The sequence below is a fragment of the Bacillus sp. F9_6S_D1_P_5 genome (assembly GCF_054823925.1).
On sequence record NZ_JBTREW010000006.1, the window covers coordinates 101,026 to 124,037 of the forward strand.

Here is a 23,012-nt window from a genome sequence, read left to right on the forward strand (position 1 = left end):
TCTCACTCCTTATTGTTCCAGTTGCTTTTCTTTTGAAAGCTCAAACGCACTATGTAATGCATTTACAGCCTCCACTAAATCAGTTTCTTTTACAAGAACCCAAATTGTCGTATGGCTATCTGCCGATTGCAGAATTTGAATACCTTTTTCAGCTAAAGCTGTAACGATTTTCGCAGTAACCCCAGGGTATCCTGCCATTCCAGCTCCTACAATAGATACTTTCGCACAATGCTCTGTCACAATTGGCTCGTATCCAAGGTTTTGTAATAATTCAACTGCACGTTTTGATACATTATCACTCACCGTATAAGCTACCCCAGTAGGTGAAATGTTAATTAAATCGACACTGATTCCTTCATTCGCCATTTCTTTAAACACATGCTGCTGCAAATCATATGCTGTTTCTTTTGCAAGCACTTTAATTTGCGTCACATTTGATACATGTGCGATACCTGTAACAGGACGTTCTTCTACATCACGGCCTTTTGTCGCACCGTCAGATGCCGAAATAAGTGTACCTTCACTATCAGAATACGTAGAACGTACACGAAGAGGTACTTTCGCATGCATCGCAATTTCAACTGCACGTGGATGAACGACTTTTGCACCTTGGTAAGCCATGTTACAAATTTCGTTATACGTTACAGTTTGAAGGTGACGTGCATCTTTTACAATGCGAGGATCCGCAGTCATAACACCTTCTACATCTGTGAAGATATCGATAAATTCAGCATGAAGCGCAACACCTAACGCTGAAGCTGAAGTATCGCTACCTCCGCGTCCAAGTGTTGTCGTATCACCTTTTTTTGTTTGTCCTTGGAATCCTGTAACGACGATTACATCTACATTTTCTAGCTCTTCATGTATACGATCGCAATTCATTTCAATAATCTTAGCATTTGTAAAATCATCATTTGTTACAAAACCAGCTTGTGCACCATTTAATGCCGCTGCTTTTATACCGCTCTCATTTAACATGTTAGAGAAAACGATTGCTGAGATTAATTCTCCGCATGATAATAATAAATCTTGCTCACGATTAGAAATGTGAGATTCCTCTTGATTTACAAGACTTAACAAAGTATCAGTTGCATATGGTTCACCTTTACGGCCCATAGCAGATACGACAGTAACTACTTTATAACCCGCATCTAGCGATTTTTTTATATGATGAAGCGCATGTTTACGTCCATTTTCATCACGTACAGATGTACCACCAAATTTTTGAACAATAATTTTCATATTTTGCACCTTCTCTTAGCCGTTTACACTAATTGTAATTTTACTAAGCGCTCTGCAATTTGAACAGAATTCCATGCAGCGCCTTTTAATAAGTTATCAGATACGACCCAAAGATGGAATCCTTTATCGTTATTTAAATCTTTACGGATTCTTCCAACAAATACTTCGTTTTTACCTACTGCAGTAGCTGGCATTGGATATAACTGCTCTTCTGGGTTATCTTGCAGAACGATACCTTCCGCACTTGCAAGTAAGTTCTTTAACTCTTCTACTGTTACGCCTTCTTTTTCTACTTCGATGTAAACAGACTCAGAGTGACCTGATACAACTGGTAAACGTACACATGTTGCCGCTACTTCTAATTCAGGCATATGCATAATTTTTTTCGTTTCATTAATCATTTTCATTTCTTCAAATGTAAATCCATTATCTTGGAACTTATCAATCTGTGGAATCGCGTTGAAAGCGATCGGGAAATGTTTCTTATCACCTGATACAGGTAAAACATTTGCCTTCACTTCTTCACCATTTAAGATTGCTTGTGATTGTTCATGAAGTTCTTCAATCGCTGCCGCACCAGCACCTGATACAGCTTGATATGTGGAAACGATTACTCGTTTTAAACCATATTGCTGACGAACTGGCTCAAGAGCTACTACCATTTGAATTGTAGAACAGTTTGGATTTGCAATAATACCATTATGTTCTTTTAAGTCGTTTTCATTTACTTCAGGTACAACAAGTGGCACGTTTTCTGTCATACGGAATGCACTTGTATTATCAACAACAATCGCACCGCGCTTTGCTGCTTCTGGCGCTAATTGTTTTGATACAGATCCACCAGCACTAAATAGTGCGATATCTACTCCTTCAAAACTTTCAGGAGTTGCCTCTTGAACTGTAAATTCTTCGCCTTTAAATACAAGTTTCTTACCTGCAGATCGTTTAGATGAAAGTAACGTTAATTTCCCGATTGGAAATTCTCGTTTCTCTAAAGTATTTAACATTTGTTCACCAACTGCGCCGGTTGCTCCAACTACAGCGACATGAAAAGTTTTTTGCTTTTCCATCACTATGCCCCTTTCTAGATACCAATCCTTCTATAACTTAGAATCAGAAGGAGTATACAATACCCCTTCTAATCTTAATAACGTTAATTTTATCATATTCTACAGTAAGAATGATGGTTTCATCAAAAATTGTCCGTTTTTTTTCGTTTTTTAATTCATATATCTGAATTTTTCTACGACAACCGGTTGCAATTGCTTCCCTTGCAGCGCTTCTAATACTGTATCTTCAAGCAGCTCCATGCGAGCTACCATTGAGTTCGGTTTTTTCTCTGGTGCATCTTGACCGAATGGGACGAAATAGATGTTTTTTGTTGCCATTAGGCGCATTAAGTTAATCCCATTAAGCCCTAAAGCATCATTCGTCGAAACAGCTAATACGACAGGCTTGCCATTTCTTAGCGTCGCTTTCGCTGCCATTAATACTGGAGAGTCTGTCATTGCATTTGCAAATTTACTCATAGAATTTCCGGTTAGTGGTGCAATTACCATGCAATCTAGTGGAATTTTAGGTCCTAGTGGTTCTGCACCAACAATTGAATTAATTGCTTTAAAGCCTGTTACTTCTTCAATCTTTTTAATCCACTCTGCTCCTTCTCCAAATCTCGTATTTGTTGATTGAACAGTGTAAGAAACAACGGGGCGTACTTCTGCTCCCTCAGCAATTAACTTTTCTAAATGAGGCATTACTTCTTCGTACGTACAATGTGAGCCAGTAAAACCAAACCCTATTCTTTTCCCCTTTAAATTCATTCCCCATTCTCCTTTCTTGCGATTACGTCTTCTGCCAGTAACTGAGAAAGAACATTCGCTAAAATTTGTCCTGCTGTTTTTGGAGCAACAATACCTGGTAGTCCAGGTGCTAATAACGCTTTGACTCCTCTTTTTTCCGCATATCTAAAGTCGGTACCACCTGGTTTAGAAGCTAAATCAATTACTAACGTATGAGCCGGCATTTTTGAAATGACATTCGCTGTCACAACGAGATGCGGAATTGTATTAATGACAATATCGATATCCCCTACTTCTTTCTCAATGTTCTGCATATGAAAAGGAGTAAACATCATTTCTGTAATACGTGCAATATGTTCCGATCGTCTTGCTCCAACTTTGACATGGGCTCCTAATGATTGAAATGCTCTGGCAACACTCATCCCTGTTCTACCAAATCCTAAAACCATTACATTAGAACCATGAATCGTATAGTCGGTATGTTGAATTACCATCATTAATGTACCTTCTACAGTTGGAATAGAATTGTAGATTGCCACATCATCACGATCAAATAATTTAATAAGTTTGCGGTTTGTAGTAGATACGAGATTTTCCAAGTAAGGCGTACCAATACCTGAATATATAGTAAAATGTTCTGGTGTCTTTTCAATTTGTTCTTTCGTTATAGAAACTTTTTCGTTTGAAAAAATAGTATCTACTTCTCCCTTGGCATTTGTACCTGCAACTGGCAAAATGATTGCATCTACAGAAGTGAAATCTAAATTTTGTATACTTTCTTTTGCTGCCCCTGTGAAGCCATGATCTAACTGATCAAACCCTATCAATGAAAGCTTCGCATCCAATTCAACTAGCTTGCGAATTACTTCTAGCTGTCTTGCATCTCCTCCTATGACAGCAATATGCATCTCAGTCAACATTCCCTAATTCACCTTCTTTTTCTGTCATTTATAAGAAAAGTGCCTACTTTTTCTTTTTCCTCCACATCATATGTAATGTACGAGTTTTAGGTGATTGAAAAACAAAAAGCACGTATGATTTATCCAGCTCTTTGTATGCGGTAATACCCCAAAGTCAAATCTCAATTAAAATAAACTAATACTCAAAAGGGAATGAACAAAAAAAGATGACCAAAATGGCCATCTTTCACTTCGAATTTGAACGATCCGTAATATCACAAAGGATCATATCATGCCCCACTTTTTTAATTTGGCTCCACGTGACTCTTATTTCTTGTGGCTCCTTTTTAAAACCTCCCCATTTCCCAGCAGGTATGATAAGAGCCTGTATTTGGCCATCCTTCTCATCAATTTCTAAATCCACATAACCTAGAACCCCCATCTTTTCTGCTCTTTCTAAATTTACAATCTCTTTTCCACTTAATTCACTTAATCGCATATACTCTCCCCCTACCGAATTTATGAATGTAAGTTATCTATAATTAGTACCTATTCTGTATATCCAAAAAAAATAACCGTATCTCACTTAAAAGAGATACGGTTATTTTTACATACTTCATATAAAGTAATTATAGTTTTATTCCTTTTGGAAGTTTTCCATCTGGACTAATTAATGCTGCAGAGAATTCATCTGTAAACATGTTACGAATTAACCCATCTACATTTTCTTTTGTTACAGTGTTTACACTTTCGATAATCTCATCAAGTGAACGATGCTTACGAAGTAGCAATTCATTTTTACCATTACGGCTCATACGACTATTCGTACTTTCTAAACTTAGCATTAAGTTTCCTTTTAATTGCTCTTTACTATTAATAAGCTCTTTTTCTGTAATACCTGTATTTTTCAATGTTTCTAATGTTTCTTGCATTGTTTCATACAGTGTATCTAATTGTTGGCTACCTGTTCCACCATACAGTGTTAACATACCTGTGTCTTCATAAGAAGAATGGTAAGAAAATACTGAGTAAGCTAACCCGCGTTGCTCACGTACTTCTTGGAATAAACGGCTACTCATACTACCGCCTAAAACGTTATTTAATACGATTAAGTTATAAATATCTTCGTGTCCCATTTGTAAGCCTTTATATCCTAAACATAAATGAGCTTGTTCTGTTTCCTTTTTACGTGCTACCTTATTAAAATGGAAAATTGGGCTATGTACTTGTTCACGGTTTGTTGTTCCTTCATAACTACCGAAATATTGCTCTACCGTTTGTAAGAAGGCTTCATCAATATTTCCTGCAACTGAAACAACTACATTTTCAGGTGTGTAATGATCCTTAATATATTGGCGTAGCGTATCACCTGTAAACGTATCAAGTGTTTCTTCTGTTCCTAAAATAGGATATCCAAGCGGATGCGTTTCATATGTTGCTTTCGTTAACATATCATGCACAATATCATCTGGAGCATCTTCGTACATTTTAATTTCTTCACATACAACATTCTTCTCTTTTTTCAATTCTTCTTCATCAAATGTTGAATTAAAGAACATGTCTGCTAATACATCTAAAGCATATTTAGCATGCTCATCTAGCACTTTTGCATAGTAACAAGTGTATTCTTTTGAAGTAAAAGCATTCACTTGCCCACCAATGCTATCAAATGATTCTGCAATTTCGCGTGCACTACGTGTTTCTGTCCCCTTAAAGAACATATGCTCTAAAAAGTGAGAAATCCCGTTATTTTTTTCATTTTCATTTCTTGATCCCGCATGGATCCAAATACCAATCGCAACCGATCTTACAGTTGGTATATTCTCCATAACTATTCTTACACCATTTTTACAAGTATATTTTTTAATCAAAAACTTTCCTCCTACTGCCAGTTTCTCTAAATAAGTGCTATTATTTAATGATAACAAGTTTAAGGATGAATGTCATGCAAATGTATTTAATCCACACGTTTTTCATCCAGTAATTCTGTTATATTCCCTACTTTATATCCTAGTTCCTTCAATTTTGTAATCATTGTATCTAATGCTTCTGCCGTTGACGAAGTAGGATGCATTAATACGATAGCACCTGGGTGTATTTTTCTCATTACTCTCTGCAATAGTACATCTGGCTCAGGTCGCTTCCAATCGATTGTATCGACAGTCCACATAATCGTTCCCATTTGGAAATCATCAGCGATTTTCACGACTTCATCCCGAAAACTTCCACTCGGCGGGGCAAACCATCTCACCTTTTGATTCGTAGCAGCTTCAATCATTCGATTTGTTTTTTGTAACTGCTCTCGTATTTCATCAGACGATAGCGTTTTCATATTAGGGTGCGTATAAGAATGATTTCCGACTTCTTGATTTGCATCGACAATCATTTTTGCAAACCGCAAATTTTCTTTCACCCAACGCCCTTCTAAAAAGAAAGTCGCCTTCACATCATGCTTTTTCAATATTTCTAATATACGAGGCAAATACTCGTTTCCCCATGCCACATTTATTGTTAATCCCACCATCTTTTTATTCGGATGCCCCCTATAAATTGGAGCGGGTGATAAATCTTCTAAGTGGACACTCGGTGATACTTCCTTGAATTCAAGATGTTTTTGATCAAATTCCTTTAGCTTCTTCATATTGTTATAGGATGCTTCAATATCAACTTGTCTTCCATTATATCCTGGTGTTGCTTTCCATATCTTATCAATCATCGCATTTTGAGGTGCAATCTCATATTGTTTTGCATGCTTTTGAATTTCTTCATATAAGTTATCCTGTGCAAAAACGGAATAAGAGCCTGCACTGACATATAATAAGAATATGCATATGTATGCCAATATACGAGCTTTCATATAAACCCTCCCATTAACTATATAAAAACCATTTTTCTTCTTATCTTTGTTAATTTGAGCGTTATAATGAAAACTATACCTATGCTGACATAAAAATATATATAAATCATATTTTTACATAACAAAAAAAGCCAGTTAAACTGGCTTTTGCTTATTGCTGCTCTTGTTTGTTTTCTTCTTTAGCAGCTTCTTTTTCTTGCTCTTCTTTTAGCAATACTTTTCTAGATAGATTCACACGACCTTGCTTGTCAATCTCGATAACTTTAACCGTAATTACGTCACCGATTTTTACAACGTCTTCTACTTTACCTACACGCTCAAGTGCAAGTTCAGAAATGTGAACTAATCCATCTTTACCGCTGAATAATTCAACGAAAGCACCGAATTTCTCAACACGTTTCACTTTTCCTTCGTAGATTTCACCTACTTGTACTTCGCGAACGATATCTTCGATAATTTTCTTAGCTTTGTCGTTCATTTCTTGGTTTATTGAAGAAATGAATACTGTGCCATCTTGCTCGATGTCAATTTTAACGCCAGTTTCTTCAATAATTTTATTGATTTGTTTACCGCTCGGTCCGATAACGTCACGGATTTTATCTGGGTTAATTGTCATTGTAATAATCTTTGGAGCGTACGCTGATAATTCAGTGCGTGGCTCTGCAATAACAGATAACATATGATTTAGAATGTGCACACGACCAACTTTCGCTTGTTGTAATGCCTCTTCTAAAATTTCACGAGATAGACCATCGATTTTAATGTCCATTTGTAATGCAGTTACACCTTGTGCTGTACCTGCTACTTTAAAGTCCATATCACCTAAATGATCTTCCATACCTTGAATATCAGATAAAATTGTGTAATGCTCACCAGTTTTAACTAGACCCATTGCAATACCTGCAACTGGAGCTTTAAGTGGAACACCAGCATCCATCATTGCTAAAGTACTACCACAAATACTTGCTTGTGAAGTAGAACCATTTGATTCTAAAACTTCAGATACAAGACGTACTGTGTATGGGAAATCTTTTTCAGATGGAATTACAGGCTCAAGAGCACGTTCTCCTAGTGCACCGTGACCGATTTCACGACGACCTGGTCCACGCATTGGTCTAGTTTCACCAACACTAAATGATGGGAAATTGTAATGGTGCATAAAGCGTTTTGATTCCTCTACACCAAGACCATCTAAAATTTGCACATCGCCTAATGCACCTAATGTACAAATACTTAATGCTTGTGTTTGTCCACGTGTGAATAAACCAGAACCGTGTGTACGAGATAAAATGCCAACCTCTGATGCTAATGGACGGATTTCGTCACCTTTACGGCCATCTGGGCGGATTTTTTCAACTGTAATAAGACGACGTACTTCTTCTTTTACAATTTTATATAAAATCTCATTTACTTGTCCTAATGTATCAGCGTCAGCTTCCTCAGCTTCGTAATGCTCAATTACACGCTTTTTCACTTCGTTAATTGCATCTTCACGTGCATGTTTCTCATGTACTTGAATTGCAGAATGCATATCCTTCTCAGCCATTTCACGTACAGCTTGATTAAGATCAGCGTCAACTTCATAAAGTTTCACTTCTGATTTTTCTTTACCTACAGCTTGTACAATCTCTTCTTGGAATGCAATTAGACGTTTAATTTCGTCATGACCAAACATAATTGCTTCTAACATTGTTTCCTCAGGCACTTGATCTGCTCCTGCTTCAACCATGTTAATTGCGTCTTTCGTACCAGCTACAACAAGGTGAATATCACTTTGTTCTTGCTGTTCTACTGTTGGGTTGATAACGAATTCGCCGTTAATACGCCCAACTGTTGCACCCGCGATTGGACCTTCAAATGGAATATCTGAAATCGATAACGCTAATGAAGAACCAAGCATAGCTGCCATTTCAGAAGAACAATCTTGATCAACACTCATTACGATGCTGACAACTTGTACTTCGTTACGGAAACCATCTGCGAAAAGTGGACGAATTGGACGGTCGATTAAACGACTTGCCAAAATTGCTTTTTCACTTGGACGACCTTCACGTTTAATGAAACCGCCAGGAATTTTTCCGACTGCATATAAACGCTCTTCATAGTTTACTGTAAGTGGGAAGAAATCTACATTTTTTGCTTCTTTTGATGCAGTTGCTGTAGATAGAACCGCTGTATCGCCATATCTTACTAATACTGCTCCGTTCGCTTGCTTTGCAAGCTGACCTGTTTCAACTGTTAGCTGGCGACCAGCTAAATCTATCGAGAAGACTTGCTTTTCTTGACTCATTTAAGTACCCCTCTCAATTTAAAGTATTCAATTCTTCTATGTAAATGGATAGTATATCACAATATTCTACCTCTAGTATTACCGAAAATTCAGTAAGATATAAAGAGTAGAAGATATATTTTTACCTAACAAAAAAGCGGGAATATTCCCGCTTCTTTGACTATCGACGTAAGCCAAGCTTTGTGATTAATTCACGGTAACGTGTGATATCGCTATTACGAAGGTAAGTTAGTAAGTTACGACGTTTACCAACCATCTTTAATAGACCACGACGTGAATGATGATCTTTCTTGTGAGTACGTAAGTGCTCGTTTAGAGTGTTAATTTGCTCCGTTAGGACAGCAATTTGAACCTCTGGAGAACCAGTATCAGTCTCATGAGTTCTAAATTGTGCAATGATTTCATTTTTACGCTCTTGTGTTAAAGCCATCCTATTTCACCTCCTATTAATTAAACCCCCGATTACCTAGCAAGCGTCGGTGAGTCGCAATGCCAAGCAATGGTTGTCATAAAGTACATAACATAGAATACTACTTTTCATTTGAAAAAGCAAGTATATTCTTTTCGTTTGCAAAATATTCTTGTGCTGTTTTCCTATCTTTTGCAATTTGTTCAACTAACTCATCGATGCCATTGAATTTCTTCTCTTCTCTTATACGCATATGCCACTCTACTGTAACATTTTGATCATATATGTCTTTGTTAAATTCAAATAAGTGCACTTCAATAGAAAGTTGACGCTCATCTTCTTTAAAGGTTGGTTTATATCCAATATTACATACACCATCGTACCATTCATCGTGAACTTTTAATCTCACTGCATAAACACCTACAGGTGGTAATAGATACTCATCACTTAAACCTACATTCGCTGTCGGGAAACCAATTTGACGTCCACGTTTATCACCGTGTACAACCGTTCCCCCTACTGTATATGCTCTACCTAAAATAGATGGAATTTGTTCCATTTCGCCATTTCGAATTAACTTTCTTAATGCTGTAGAACTTACTTTCTCTTCTTGAAATTCAACTTTTTCAATCACAGTCTGTGTAAACTCCCCTCTTGCATGAAATGGTAAAGTCTCCATCTTTCCTTTTCCTAAACGTCCATATGAATAATCAAACCCTGCTACTACATGCTTTACATTTAAACCAATAATATAATCATCAACAAATTGTTGTGGTAATAAACCTGCAAATGATTCATCAAATTTAACAACATATAATATATCGATTCCTAAGTCCTCGACTATTTTTTCTTTATCACACATCGGTGTAATATACTCGGCATGCGCTTCTTTTTTACCTAAAACAACAGATGGATGTGGATAAAATGTCATCACTGCACTTTTATATCCTCGTTCATCCGCTATTTGTTTCGCAGTTCGAATCACACATTGATGTCCTAAATGAATGCCATCAAAAAATCCTAATGCCATTACAGTAGGTGGTAATTCTAATTTATTTTGTTCATGTGGATGAGTTAAATGAATAAGTTTCACGCTTGAATTCACCTTTTTCTGTAATAATCCTTCCAATAATTCATTATAGCTTTAGTTCTTGATTATTCACAAGTACTTTCATCGGCTTTAGCATGCCAGGATGTTTTGGATGGTGCTCATAAATTGCAAGGCAGCGATTGTTTTTATCAAATACTGTTATAAATGGCGCCGTTATTTGCAATTCATTTTTTAAGAACATACCATTCTTTATTTTTTCTGCCTGCTTTTCATCTACAACCATTTTCGGGAACTTACTTAATGCTTCATCAATTGAAATGAAGATAGACTCTACTGTTCCATTTTGCACGTTTTCTTCAATTTCTTCAAATGATATGCAATCTTCTAATAAAAATTCACCAGAAGCCGTTCTTACAAGGTGAGACATATGTGATGGAAAACCAAGTTTTTCACCGATCATTACTGCTAATGTTCTTACATATGTTCCTTTACTACACGTTACACGGAAACGGAATGAAATATTTTCGCCTTCAAACACTTCACGGTCATCTAGTAATACAAATTCATGAATTGTAATTGTACGCACTGGACGTTCAACCTCTTGTCCAGCTCTTGCGTATTCATATAATTTTTTCCCGTTAACTTTTACTGCCGAAAACATCGGAGGCATTTGCTCAATCGTACCTGTTAATGCCGCAAGAACCTCTTCCACTTCCTTACGAGTAATAACACGATCTACATGTTTCGTCTCCACAACTTCACCAGAAGCATCTTCAGTTGTTGTTGAAAACCCTAATGTTACTTCACCTTCATATGTTTTCGTTTCACTTGTTAAAAATTGTGCAATCTTCGTTGCTCGTCCAACACAAATAGGTAATACACCTGTTACATCTGGATCTAATGTTCCTGTATGACCAATTCGTTTCTCACGCAATATCTTTCTTAATTTAAATACACAATCGTGTGATGTCATGCCTTTTGGCTTATGTAATAATACTACACCTTCCATATATGTTCACCTCATCATAATTCTTTCATAGTAATTATCCAAAATTTATTTTGCATTGAAAAAATGGATAGACAAATGTCTATCCATTATTCTTCACGTTTACCGTCTTTATTAATTTGATGTAAAAGTGTATCAATTCGATGACCATATCCGATAGACTCATCAAACTCAAAGGAAATTTCCGGCGTTTTACGAAGACGAATACGTTGGCCAATTTCTGAACGAATGAAACCTTTTGCCTTCGCTAAACCTTTTAATGTACTTTCTTTCTGTTCTTCATCACCTAAAACAGAAATATACACTGTAGCAATTTGTAAATCTCCACTCACTTGTACATCTGTTACAGTAACAAATCCGACACGTGGATCTTTAATTTTACGACTGATGATGTCGCCTAATTCTTTTTTCATTTGCTCGCCTACACGGTTTGCACGTAATTTCATAACTCTTCACCTCATTCAATACCATTCCAATTGTGTTACCGTACGTTCAATTTCAGGAAATGAATCGATGTACTCAAGTACACGATTCATTTCTTTTTCACAAATAACACGACTGGAGGATACAGAAACAATTGCAATTTCTGTACGTTGCCATACATCTTGATGCCCTACTTCTGAAACAGCTACGTTATAACGCTGTTTCACACGAGTTAGCACCCGTTGCAAAATTGCTCGTTTCTCTTTTAAAGAATGCACATCGTAAATCATACACTCGAATGAGAGTGAAGCGATAATCATCGCTTCACTTCTTCCATAATGTACGCTTCAATGATGTCCCCTTCTTTAAGATCATTATATCGCTCAATTGTAATACCACACTCATAGTTTTGTGCAACTTCTTTTACGTCGTCTTTGAAACGTTTTAACGTATCAAGTTGTCCTTCGAAGATTACTACGCCATCACGGATAATACGCACGCCACTATCACGTGTAATTTTACCGTCTGTTACGTAACAACCTGCGATTGTTCCAACTTTTGTTACTTTAAACGTTTGACGTACTTCTGCTTGACCGATTACTTTTTCTTCGAATTCTGGATCCAGCATACCTTGCATTGCTGATTCAATTTCTTCGATTACTTTATAAATAATACGGTGTAAACGAACATCAACGTTCTCTAATTCAGCTGTACGCTTCGCATTCACATCTGGGCGTACGTTAAATCCAATTACAATTGCATTAGATGCAGAAGCTAAAATGATATCAGATTCTGTGATTGCACCTACGCCTGTATGGATAATTTTAACTTTAACACCTTCAACATCAATTTTACGAAGTGATGCTGCCATTGCTTCTACAGAACCTTGTACGTCTGCTTTCACGATTAAGTTAATTTCTTTTACATCGCCCTCTTGGATTTGTTGGAATAAATCTTCAAGGCTTAATTTAGATTTCTCACCACGTTGAGCAAGTAACGCTTCTTGTGCACGTGATTCACCGATTTGACGAGCTTTCTTCTCATCAGCGAATGCCATGAAACGATCTCCCGCTTGTGGTACTTCGTTTAAACCTGTAATTTCAACAGGAGTTGATGGACCAGCAACTTTTACACGACGACCAATATCACTTACCATTGCACGAACACGTCCGAATGAAGTACCAACAACGATTGGATCTCCAACTCGAAGTGTACCGTTTTGAACAAGTAATGTCGCGATAGTTCCTTTACCTTTATCAAGCTGTGCTTCAATTACAGTACCAGTTGCATAGCGGTTTGGATTTGCTTTATATTCTTCTACTTCACTTACAAGAAGAATCATTTCTAGTAAGTTGTCAATACCTTCGCCTTGAATCGCAGAGATTGGTACGAAGATAGTATCTCCACCCCATGCTTCCGGAACTAATTCATATTCTGTTAGTTCTTGCATTACGCGATCAGGATTCGCAGCTGGTTTATCCATTTTATTCACAGCAACAATAATTGGTACTCCTGCTGCTTTCGCATGGCTAATTGCTTCAACTGTTTGTGGCATAACACCGTCATCAGCTGCAACAACAAGGATTGTAATATCTGTTACTTGCGCACCACGAGCACGCATCGTTGTAAATGCCGCGTGACCAGGTGTATCTAAGAATGTAATCTTCTTGTCATTTACTTCAACTTGGTATGCACCAATATGTTGAGTAATTCCACCTGCTTCGCCAGCAGTTACTTTTGAATTACGGATAGAGTCAAGTAAAGTTGTTTTACCATGGTCAACGTGTCCCATGATTGTAACTACAGCTGGACGCTCTTTTAAGTTCTCTTCATCATCTTGCTCATCGATGAATGTTTCAAACTCAGTCTCGCTCACAACTACTTCTTCTTCTACTTCAATACCATAATCAGTAGCAATTAATTCAATTGTATCTTTATCTAAGTCTTGGTTAATTGTTGCCATAATTCCAAGCATAAAGAGTTTCTTAATAATTTCAGAAGGCTCTTTGCTTAATTTTTTAGCAAGCTCACCTACTGTAAGACTTCCAGAGAAAGTAATTTTATCTGGTGTTTCTACAGTTTGTGTTTGTTGTCTTCCAGCAAAGTTATCTTGACGTTTGTCTTCGTTTCCTTTGCCTTTTTTCTTTTTCTTATTGCTGTTCTTTTTACTACGAACAACTTTTTCTTCTACTTCAAACTCATCTGCAACAGAAGGTTTTTCAGCTTGATACTCATTATCTAATTTGTTTACTACTTCATCGTCTAACATTGTCATATGATTCGAAACCTCGATATTCATTTCTTTTAGTTTTGTCATAAGATCTTTACTTGAGATATTATGTTGTTTTGCATATTCATGCACTCGAATTTTACTCATACCTTCACCCCCGGTAATTTGTATCGAGCATGCTACGCAGCTTTTTCGCAAAGCCTTCATCTAACACAGCTACAACGACTCGCTCATCTCTCCCAATCGCATGCCCTAATTGTTGTCGATTTTCGACCTTTCTCATTGGTACGTTGTAATACGTCGTTTTATCCGTAATACGCTTTGCAGTATTTGCTGACGCATCCTCAGATAACAAAACAAGTTTTGCCTTGCCACTTCGTACTTCTTTTAAAACAAGTTCTTCACCCGAAATAATTTTTCGAGCCCGGTTTGCTAGTCCTAAAAACGATTTCCAATCGGACACTTATTTCGACTCCTTCTCAACAAGCTCAAGAAGCTCTTCATAAAGAGAACTGTCGATTTTCGCTTTTAGATGATGTTCCAAGACATTTTTCTTTTGAGCTTGAAGAATGCTTTCTTTATCTTTTGATAAATAAGCACCTCGTCCTGATTTCTTTCCAGTTAAATCAATAGACACTTCTCCCTCTTTGGAACGAACAATGCGAACGAGCTCTCGTTTTGATTTCATTTCTTGCGTTGCAACACATTTTCGTAACGGAACTTTTCGATTGCTCATACTCATCACCTCTATTCGATTTCGTCTTCAACTGAATCGAATCCGAATGCGATTACGCTATCTTCTTCTGTTACAATACCAAGTTGTTTCGCATCAGACTCACTCTTAATATCAATTTTCCAACCTGTTAATTTAGCTGCTAAACGTGCATTTTGTCCACGTTTACCGATAGCTAATGACAGTTGGTGGTCTGGAACAACAACAGTTGTTGCTTTTTCCTCTTCATCTACAAGTACTTTAACAACTTGTGATGGGCTTAAAGCATTGGCAACATATTCTACTGGATCATTTGACCAGCGAACGATGTCAATCTTTTCGCCTTTTAGTTCGTCTACAATGCGTTGTACACGTTGTCCTTTCGGTCCTACACAAGAACCTACTGGATCAACATCAATGTTCTCTGCATGTACAGAGATTTTAGAACGATCGCCTGCTTCACGTGCTACAGAACGAATTTCAACAGTTCCATCATAAATTTCAGGAACTTCCATTTCGAATAAACGTTTTAAAAGACCAGGATGTGTACGTGATACGTAAATTTGTGGTCCTTTTGTTGTTTTTTCTACTTTCGTAATGAATACGCGAATACGATCATGTGGTTTGTACTGTTCGTTCGGCATTTGCTCACTTACAGGTAATAAAGCTTCTACTTTCCCTAAGCTTACATAGATGAAACGAGCATCTTGACGTTGTACGATACCAACCATGATATCTTCTTCACGGTCACTAAACTCAGAATAAATAACACCACGCTCTGCTTCACGCACTCGTTGTGTTACAACTTGTTTTGCAGTTTGTGCTGCAATACGACCGAAATCTTTTGGTGTTACTTCAATTTCTAGTACGTCACCATCTTGATAGTTCGGATTAATTTGTCTTGCTTCTTCAACAGAAATTTCAAGACGTGGATCAAACACATTATCAACAACGTCTTTACGTGCTAAAACTTGGATTGTTCCCACTTCTGGGTTAAAGCTCACACGAACGTTTTGTGCTTGGTTAAAATTGCGTTTATAAGCAGAGATTAACGCTGCTTCAATCGCATCAATAATAATATCTTTGCTAATTCCTTTTTCTGACTCTAATACGAGCAAGGCATCTAACAACTCAGTGCTCATGAAGATCCCCCTTCTAACTAAAACGTAACAGCAAGTCGCGCATTTGCAACTTTATCCATTGGAATTTGGATTTCTTTTTTACGTGTTTTAATTGTTAATAATAGTGTAATTGTAGTACCATCGTAGGAAAGCATTTTTCCTTCAAACATCTTTTCGCCATCAATCGGCTCATATGTTTTAATTGCCACTTGTTTTCCTACCGCTTGCTGGAAGTCTTTCTCTTTCTTTAATGGGCGTTCTGCTCCAGGAGATGACACATCCAAAAAGTAAAGATGAGGAATTGGATCCTCTTTATCTAAAGCTTCGCTTAAACGTTCACTCACCGCACCGCATTCTTCAATGTCGACTCCCTTTTCAGAATCGATGAATACGCGTAAGAACCAGTCTTGTCCTTCTTTCACATACTCTACATCTACAAGTTCAAGATTTAACTCTTCAACGATCGGCTGCGCAAATGCTTCTACAACTTCTGTGACTTTCTTATCCATAAACAGCCTCCTTCCTGCCGCCATGTACCATTTACAAGAAAAGACTCCGTCCATAGAACGGTCTATCTTATTCTTTCTCGTTAGCTAACAAAAGCCCCTGCCGTTAAGCAGGGAATATCTGTCTTAGTATTACCAAATTTAAGAAGTAAAACTTGTAACAAAATATGTATATACGACAGAAATTTCTTACCTCTCCACATCAATAAAATGTAGATAGTAACACGAAAGAGTGGGTTTCCCCACTCTTTTTTTCACACAATATACATGACATGGTTATCTCGGTTAATAGTATACCATAGCAAATATTGATTTGCAAAGACTTTTCCTACCTATTAGAACAGTGATAACTGGTTTTGATCAGGTAGATCTCCTAAGCAACCTTGACTATCTAAATACTCAATAATTGTTTTTGAAACCTTACTGCGCTGCTGCAGGTCTTCTTTTGATAAGAAATCTCCATTTTTGCGTGCTTCTACAATACTTAAAGCTGCGTTTGTACCAAGACCAGGCACTGCATTAAATGGAGGAATTAAAGTATCTCCATCAATAATAAAGTCTGTCGCATGTGAGCGATATAAATCAACTTTTTGGAATGAGTATCCACGCTCACACATTTCAAGTGTCATTTCTAGTACCGTTAATAAACTCTTCTCTTTCGGCGCTGCATCCAAACCTTTTTGCGCAATTTCATCAATTCTTGCACGTATAGATGCTGAACCTTTCGCCATTGCCTCTACGTCAAAGTCATCTGCACGAACCGTAAAGTATGCCGCATAGAATAGAAGCGCGAAATGTACTTTAAAGTATGCGATACGCACAGCCATAAGTACGTACGCAGCCGCATGGGCTTTAGGGAACATGTACTTAATCTTCTTACATGAATCAATATACCAACCAGGAACATTATTACTTTTCATGTCCTCTTCCCATTCTTCTGGTACACCTTTACCTTTACGAACCGACTCCATGATTTTGAAGGCTAATGATGGGTCTAAACCTTGATAGATTAAATATACCATGATGTCATCACGACAACCGATAACTTCACTCAGCGTACATGTACCGTTATAAATTAACTCGTTTGCATTACCAAGCCATACGTCCGTACCATGCGATAGTCCAGAAATTTGGACTAACTCTGAGAATGTCGTCGGTTTCGTCTCTTCTAACATCTGCCTTACGAATTTCGTACCAAACTCTGGTATACCAAGCGTACCTGTTTTACAGTTAATTTGTTCTTCCGTTACCCCTAATGATTCTGGACCTGAGAAAATTTTCATTACTTCTGGATCGTCCGTTGGGATTGTTTTTGGATCAATACCACTTAAATCTTGTAACATACGAATAACAGTTGGATCATCGTGTCCTAGTATATCAAGTTTCAATAAATTATCATGAATTGAGTGGAAATCAAAGTGTGTCGTTCGCCACTCAGCCCCTATTGAATCTGCCGGAAACTGTATTGGCGAGAAATCAAAGATGTCCATATAATCTGGCACAACGATAATACCACCTGGATGCTGTCCGGTTGTACGTTTTACACCGGTACATCCTGCTACTAAACGGTCAATCTCTGCATTTCGAATCGTTAAGTTATGATCATTTGCATAACCTTTTACATATCCATAAGCAGTTTTTTCCGCAACTGTACCAATCGTTCCTGCACGATATACGTAATCCTCACCGAACAGTACTTTCGTATAGTTATGGGCACGTGGTTGGTATTCCCCGGAGAAATTCAAATCGATGTCGGGTACCTTATCTCCTTTAAATCCAAGGAACGTTTCGAACGGAATATCATGTCCATCTTTTACGTATGGAACATTACATGTAGGACAATCTTTATCTGGCAAGTCAAAACCAGAACCTACAGAACCATCATTAAAGAATTCTGATTGCTTACACTTCGGACATACATAGTGTGGTGGTAATGGGTTTACTTCTGTAATTTCCATCATCGTTGCTACGAATGATGAACCTACCGATCCACGCGAACCTACTAAATATCCGTCTACTAATGATTTTTTTACAAGTTTATGTGAAATTAAATAAATTACGGCGAATCCATGCCCAATAATACTTTTTAATTCTTTTTCTAAACGTGCTTCTACAATTTCAGGTAACTCTTCACCATAAATGCTACGCGCCATTTCATAACTCATATCACGCGTTTCATCATCTGCACCTTCAATTTTCGGAGTATATAAATCATCCTTTACTGGATGAACATCGCCAATTAATGATGCAACCTTTTGTGTATTCGTTACGACAATTTCTTTCGCTACGTCTTCACCTAAGAATGAGAAACACTCTAACATTTCATCCGTTGTACGGAAATGTACAGGTGGTAATGAATGTCTGTTTAACGGATTGGCTCCGCCCTGCGAACTAACTAAAATTTTACGATACATTGCATCTTCTGGATCTAAGTAATGCACGTTTCCGGTAGCGACAACGGGTTTATCTAACGTCTCACCTAGTTTAACTAAGTTAGAAATAATTGTTTTTAATTGCCCTTCATCTCGAACGAGTTCACGCTCTACTAAATGACGTAACACATCTGGCGGCATGACTTCAATGTAATCATAGAACTGCGCAATTTCTTCTACCTCTTCAGGTGCTTTTTGCATCATTGCCTCAAACACTTCACCTTTATCACAAGCCGTTCCTACTAAAATTCCTTCACGGTATTTTTTTAATAGTGACCTCGGTACTCGTGGTACACGGTAAAAGTAATTTAAGTGAGAGTATGAAACAAGTTTATATAAATTTTTCAACCCAACATCTGATGTAGCAAGTAATGTCATATGACTTGGGCGTCCTCGCTTATACGCGTCCCCTTGCCCCATACTATCATTTAACTGATCGTGATATTCAAATCCTTTTTCAATCACATCTTTTAACATTTTCACAAGTAAATATCCCGTTGCTTCTGTATCATAAATGGCACGGTGATGTTGCGTTAATTCAATATCAAGCTTTTTACACATCGTATTTAATCGATGATTTTTCATTTCTGGGAATAAGAATCGTGCAAGTTCTAACGTATCTATTACTGGATTTGTCGTTTTTTCTAAACCAGCTTTTTTAAATCCTACGTTAATAAAGCCCATATCAAAGCTTGCGTTATGAGCAACAAGTGTATGGTCGCCCATCCATTCCTCAAACTTTTTAAACACCTCGTCCACTTCTGGTGCATCAGTTAACATATCATCTGTAATACCTGTTAATTCAATAATCGTTGCCGATAATGGTTGATGCGGATTTGCAAAAGATTCAAAGCGGTCAATAATTTCGCCACCTTTTACTTTTACAGCAGCTAACTCAATAACAGTGTCATACACAGCAGATAAGCCCGTCGTCTCAACATCAAAGACAACATATGTTTCATCTGCAAGTAGACGATGCGCTTCGTTATATGCAATCGGTACACCATCATTAACTAAATTTGCCTCGACACCGTATATGACTTTAATCCCAGCCTTTTTACCCGCAGAATATGCTTCTGGGAAAGACTGTGCAACAGCATGGTCTGTTACCGCAATAGCCTCATGCCCCCATTTACCTGCTTGGGCCACAAGTCTAGAAACAGGAGTAACAGCGTCCATTTGGCTCATCGGTGTATGAAGATGCAACTCTACTCGTTTTTCACCTTCTGGTGCTTTATCTTTACGAGACGGTCCCGTTATTTCATTAATATCATTTGCGATCATTACTAAATCTCGAACGAATGTATCATTTTGAACAGAACCACGTGCTTTTACCCACATTCCTTTTTTCAAGGATTGCAGCATTGGAATATCTTCTTTGTCACGCGAGAACATTTTGATCATAATAGAATCCGTATAATCCGTTATTTTTAAAGTTAATAACGTACGTCCACTACGAAGCTCTTTCGTTTCTACGTGGAAGACATATCCTTGAACCGTTTTTCTTCTTTCTTCATCTTGAATTTCTCGCATCGGTGTAATCTCTTCATCAGGCTTAATAAGATATCCGAGTACAACCGGTCCTTCATGCACGACGCTGCTTTCTTCAGCTTGCTTCTTCGCCATTTCTTCCATAGCTTGTATAACACGTTCACGGTCTTCTTGCTGCGTTTGCTCACGAAACTTTTGCATTTCTTCCGTATTTTGCTGTATATGTGTGTCTAACTGGAAACGCGGGAATCCAAAAGCTTCGTATTGATCCCCTACTGGTTTCGCAACGTTTTTCTTTAAAGCAGTAGATTCCAGATCATTGTTCACATTTATAAGCAACTTCACGCCATTCACCTGCGGAAGCTGCTTCTTTAAGTAAGCAAACATAGGTGAAAATGTAATTCGTTCCGTACAAAGTGGCCAATACGCCCTCACTTCTTCTTCTGTAAATTGTTTATTCTCTGTTTCTAATGCAAATGTTGTTCTTGCAATATGAGAAAATGATTGCTTAAGCTTTGTTTCTAGCAATTCATATAATTCTGTAGGCAAAATACGTGGCACTTGTAAATTAAAATGCCAACTTTTATTTGCTTTATCAATAATGAGCCTTTCAATGCCACCGCCTTGTAAATATTGATTTATTAGGTCGTCTGGTATTTGCAACTGCTGGAGCAAAATTTGAAATCGCTCTTGTTGTTCATTTGTTAAAGACATAAGCACTCTCCTTCCATTTGCTATTATAAATTGAAACGTACTACAAAGAAAGATTTCTCCCTTCTTCTTTTACAAAATACGTTTACAAAGAAAGAGAAGGTACCTCATTACGAGGTACCTCTTCTTATTTTAAAATATTAGCAACATATGTTTGAAGTTCTTCTACTTTCACTTCTTCAGACTCGCCTGTAGCGCGTACTTTCACTTCTACAATACCTTCGTCTGCTTTTTTACCAACTGTCACGCGAACCGGAAGGCCGAATAAATCTGCATCTGCAAATTTAACACCTGCACGCTCTGCACGATCATCTAGTAATACTTCATATCCTTGCTCTTGTAATGAGTTGTAGATGTTTTCACCCGTCTCACGTTGTGCATCGGATTTCATATTTACTGGAATTACATGCACATGGAAAGGTGCTACAGCTTTTGGCCAAACTAAACCATTCTCATCATTAAACTGCTCTGCAATTGCTGCCACTGTACGAGATACCCCGATACCGTAACAACCCATAATAAGTGGTTGTGTTTTTCCGTTTTCATCTAGGAATGTTGCGTTCATTGCTTCACTATAACGAGTTCCTAATTTGAATACATGACCAACTTCAATTCCGCGTGCGAAAAGAATTGTTCCGTTTCCATCTGGAGATTGGTCTCCTTCTTGAATGAAACGTAAATCTGTATATTGACTCACTTTAAAGTCACGTTCTGGATTTACATTTACATAATGGAATCCTTCTTCATTCGCTCCTGAACATCCGTTAACAATTGATGCTACAGCATGATCAGCGATAATTTCGATATCACCTGTTACACCAATCGGTCCTAATGAACCAACTTCACAATTTAATAGTTCTTTTACTTCTTCATGAGAAGCAAGCTCTACAACTGAAGCGCCGTATACATTTTTCACTTTTACATCGTTTACTTCATGATCCCCACGAACAAGTACAACTACTAATTTCTCATCTACTTTAAATACCATAGACTTAATGCACTTGTCAGCTTCAATGTTTAAGAATGCAGATACTTCTTCAATTGCTTTTTGGTCTGGTGTTGCTACTTTTTCAAGTGCTTTTTCTGCTTCGTCACTCTTCGTATACGCAGCTACAACAGGAGCCATTTCGATGTTCGCTGCATAATCAGATGTATCAGAGTATGCAATTGTATCTTCACCAACATCAGATAATACCATAAATTCATGTGTATCTTTTCCGCCCATTGCACCAGAATCAGCAATAACCGCACGGAAATTCAAACCACAACGAGCAAAAATGTTAGAGTATGCTTTGTATAAGCGATCGTACACTTCATCTAAGCTCTCTTGTGTAGCATGGAAAGAGTATGCATCTTTCATTAGAAACTCTCTTCCGCGTAATAAACCGAAACGAGGTCTTTGTTCGTCACGGAATTTTGTTTGGATTTGGTATAATGTTAACGGTAATTTTTTATATGATTTCACTTCATCACGTACAAGATCCGTAATTACTTCCTCGTGTGTCGCTCCTAATGCGAATTCACGAGCGTTACGATCTTTCATACGCATTAATTCAGATCCGTAAGAATACCAACGGCCTGATTCTTGCCATAATTCTGCAGCTTGCATCGCTGGCATTAATAATTCTACAGCACCTGCGCGCTCCATTTCTTCTCGAACGATACGTTCTACTTTGTGTAGTACTTTTAAACCAAATGGTAGAAAACTATAAATACCAGAAGCATTTTGACGCATAAAACCTGCACGAAGTAATAACTGATGACTCTTAATCTCCGCATCAGCTGGAACTTCACGTAATGTAGGACTGAATACCATACTTTGTTTCATCTATT

20 protein-coding genes are annotated in these 23,012 nt (G+C 37.6%); all 20 read right to left on the reverse strand.

All coding sequences use genetic code 11. The annotated features are described in order from the left end of the window. Positions 1 to 9: 9 nt before the first annotated feature. The 20 genes from dapG to ACUXEY_RS09635 all read right to left on the reverse strand — a co-directional run bounded on the left by dapG (position 10) and on the right by ACUXEY_RS09635 (position 23,007). Complete coding sequence (gene dapG, locus ACUXEY_RS09540; RefSeq protein ID WP_166702041.1) at positions 10 to 1,242, reverse strand: aspartate kinase; 1,233 nt, start codon at positions 1,240 to 1,242, stop codon at positions 10 to 12. Positions 1,243 to 1,265: 23 nt separating this feature from the next. Further along, complete coding sequence (gene asd / locus ACUXEY_RS09545) at positions 1,266 to 2,312, reverse strand: aspartate-semialdehyde dehydrogenase (RefSeq protein WP_210625271.1); 1,047 nt, start codon at positions 2,310 to 2,312, stop codon at positions 1,266 to 1,268. 150 nt (positions 2,313 to 2,462) lie between these two features. Continuing rightward, entirely contained in the window at positions 2,463 to 3,062 is a 600-nt protein-coding gene (gene dpaB / locus ACUXEY_RS09550; protein ID WP_076539667.1) for a dipicolinate synthase subunit B, read from the reverse strand. Next, positions 3,059 to 3,961, reverse strand: a complete 903-nt coding sequence (gene dpaA, locus ACUXEY_RS09555; RefSeq protein ID WP_048530477.1) for a dipicolinic acid synthetase subunit A — start codon at positions 3,959 to 3,961, stop codon at positions 3,059 to 3,061. The genes dpaB and dpaA overlap by 4 nt, the downstream gene beginning before the upstream one ends. A 226-nt stretch (positions 3,962 to 4,187) precedes the next feature. Continuing rightward, on the reverse strand, positions 4,188 to 4,439 hold the full coding sequence (locus ACUXEY_RS09560) for a YlmC/YmxH family sporulation protein (protein ID WP_166702039.1): 252 nt from the start codon (positions 4,437 to 4,439) through the stop codon (positions 4,188 to 4,190). Positions 4,440 to 4,569: 130 nt separating this feature from the next. Beyond that, positions 4,570 to 5,811, reverse strand: a complete 1,242-nt coding sequence (locus ACUXEY_RS09565; RefSeq protein ID WP_000592989.1) for a M16 family metallopeptidase — start codon at positions 5,809 to 5,811, stop codon at positions 4,570 to 4,572. Positions 5,812 to 5,897: 86 nt separating this feature from the next. Further along, entirely contained in the window at positions 5,898 to 6,797 is a 900-nt protein-coding gene (locus ACUXEY_RS09570; RefSeq protein WP_166702038.1) for a polysaccharide deacetylase family protein, read from the reverse strand. Between the two features lie 151 nt (positions 6,798 to 6,948). Then, positions 6,949 to 9,087, reverse strand: a complete 2,139-nt coding sequence (gene pnp / locus ACUXEY_RS09575) for a polyribonucleotide nucleotidyltransferase (protein ID WP_048530482.1) — start codon at positions 9,085 to 9,087, stop codon at positions 6,949 to 6,951. Positions 9,088 to 9,247: 160 nt separating this feature from the next. After that, positions 9,248 to 9,517: a 30S ribosomal protein S15 gene (gene rpsO / locus ACUXEY_RS09580; protein WP_001229392.1), complete on the reverse strand. Its 270-nt coding sequence runs from the start codon at positions 9,515 to 9,517 to the stop codon at positions 9,248 to 9,250. Between the two features lie 100 nt (positions 9,518 to 9,617). After that, positions 9,618 to 10,589, reverse strand: a complete 972-nt coding sequence (ribF, locus tag ACUXEY_RS09585; protein ID WP_429599426.1) for a bifunctional riboflavin kinase/FAD synthetase — start codon at positions 10,587 to 10,589, stop codon at positions 9,618 to 9,620. Positions 10,590 to 10,632: 43 nt separating this feature from the next. After that, a complete protein-coding gene (gene truB, locus ACUXEY_RS09590; RefSeq protein WP_166702035.1) occupies positions 10,633 to 11,556 on the reverse strand; it encodes a tRNA pseudouridine(55) synthase TruB in 924 nt (307 codons plus the stop codon). Between the two features lie 86 nt (positions 11,557 to 11,642). Continuing rightward, positions 11,643 to 11,999: a 30S ribosome-binding factor RbfA gene (rbfA, locus tag ACUXEY_RS09595; RefSeq protein ID WP_000776445.1), complete on the reverse strand. Its 357-nt coding sequence runs from the start codon at positions 11,997 to 11,999 to the stop codon at positions 11,643 to 11,645. A 15-nt stretch (positions 12,000 to 12,014) separates the two neighbouring features. Next, positions 12,015 to 12,296, reverse strand: a complete 282-nt coding sequence (locus tag ACUXEY_RS09600; protein WP_166702034.1) for a DUF503 domain-containing protein — start codon at positions 12,294 to 12,296, stop codon at positions 12,015 to 12,017. Continuing rightward, positions 12,293 to 14,353, reverse strand: coding sequence for a translation initiation factor IF-2 (infB, locus tag ACUXEY_RS09605; RefSeq protein ID WP_048530488.1), 2,061 nt, complete (start codon positions 14,351 to 14,353; stop codon positions 12,293 to 12,295). The genes ACUXEY_RS09600 and infB overlap by 4 nt, the downstream gene beginning before the upstream one ends. Before the next feature lie 4 nt (positions 14,354 to 14,357). After that, complete coding sequence (locus ACUXEY_RS09610; protein ID WP_001286518.1) at positions 14,358 to 14,669, reverse strand: YlxQ family RNA-binding protein; 312 nt, start codon at positions 14,667 to 14,669, stop codon at positions 14,358 to 14,360. After that, the gene (gene rnpM, locus ACUXEY_RS09615; protein ID WP_000071128.1) at positions 14,670 to 14,942 is read right to left on the reverse strand and encodes an RNase P modulator RnpM; all 273 of its coding nucleotides are present in this window, start codon (positions 14,940 to 14,942) and stop codon (positions 14,670 to 14,672) included. 11 nt (positions 14,943 to 14,953) lie between these two features. Beyond that, positions 14,954 to 16,060 (reverse strand): transcription termination factor NusA, encoded by a 1,107-nt coding sequence (gene nusA / locus ACUXEY_RS09620; protein WP_000102596.1) that lies wholly within the window; start codon positions 16,058 to 16,060, stop codon positions 14,954 to 14,956. A gap of 17 nt (positions 16,061 to 16,077) precedes the next feature. Continuing rightward, a complete protein-coding gene (gene rimP / locus ACUXEY_RS09625; RefSeq protein ID WP_000359097.1) occupies positions 16,078 to 16,548 on the reverse strand; it encodes a ribosome maturation factor RimP in 471 nt (156 codons plus the stop codon). 332 nt (positions 16,549 to 16,880) lie between these two features. Next, the gene (locus ACUXEY_RS09630) at positions 16,881 to 21,182 is read right to left on the reverse strand and encodes a PolC-type DNA polymerase III (RefSeq protein WP_166702033.1); all 4,302 of its coding nucleotides are present in this window, start codon (positions 21,180 to 21,182) and stop codon (positions 16,881 to 16,883) included. A gap of 124 nt (positions 21,183 to 21,306) precedes the next feature. Further along, complete coding sequence (locus ACUXEY_RS09635) at positions 21,307 to 23,007, reverse strand: proline--tRNA ligase (RefSeq protein ID WP_461300566.1); 1,701 nt, start codon at positions 23,005 to 23,007, stop codon at positions 21,307 to 21,309. Positions 23,008 to 23,012: the final 5 nt, after the last annotated feature.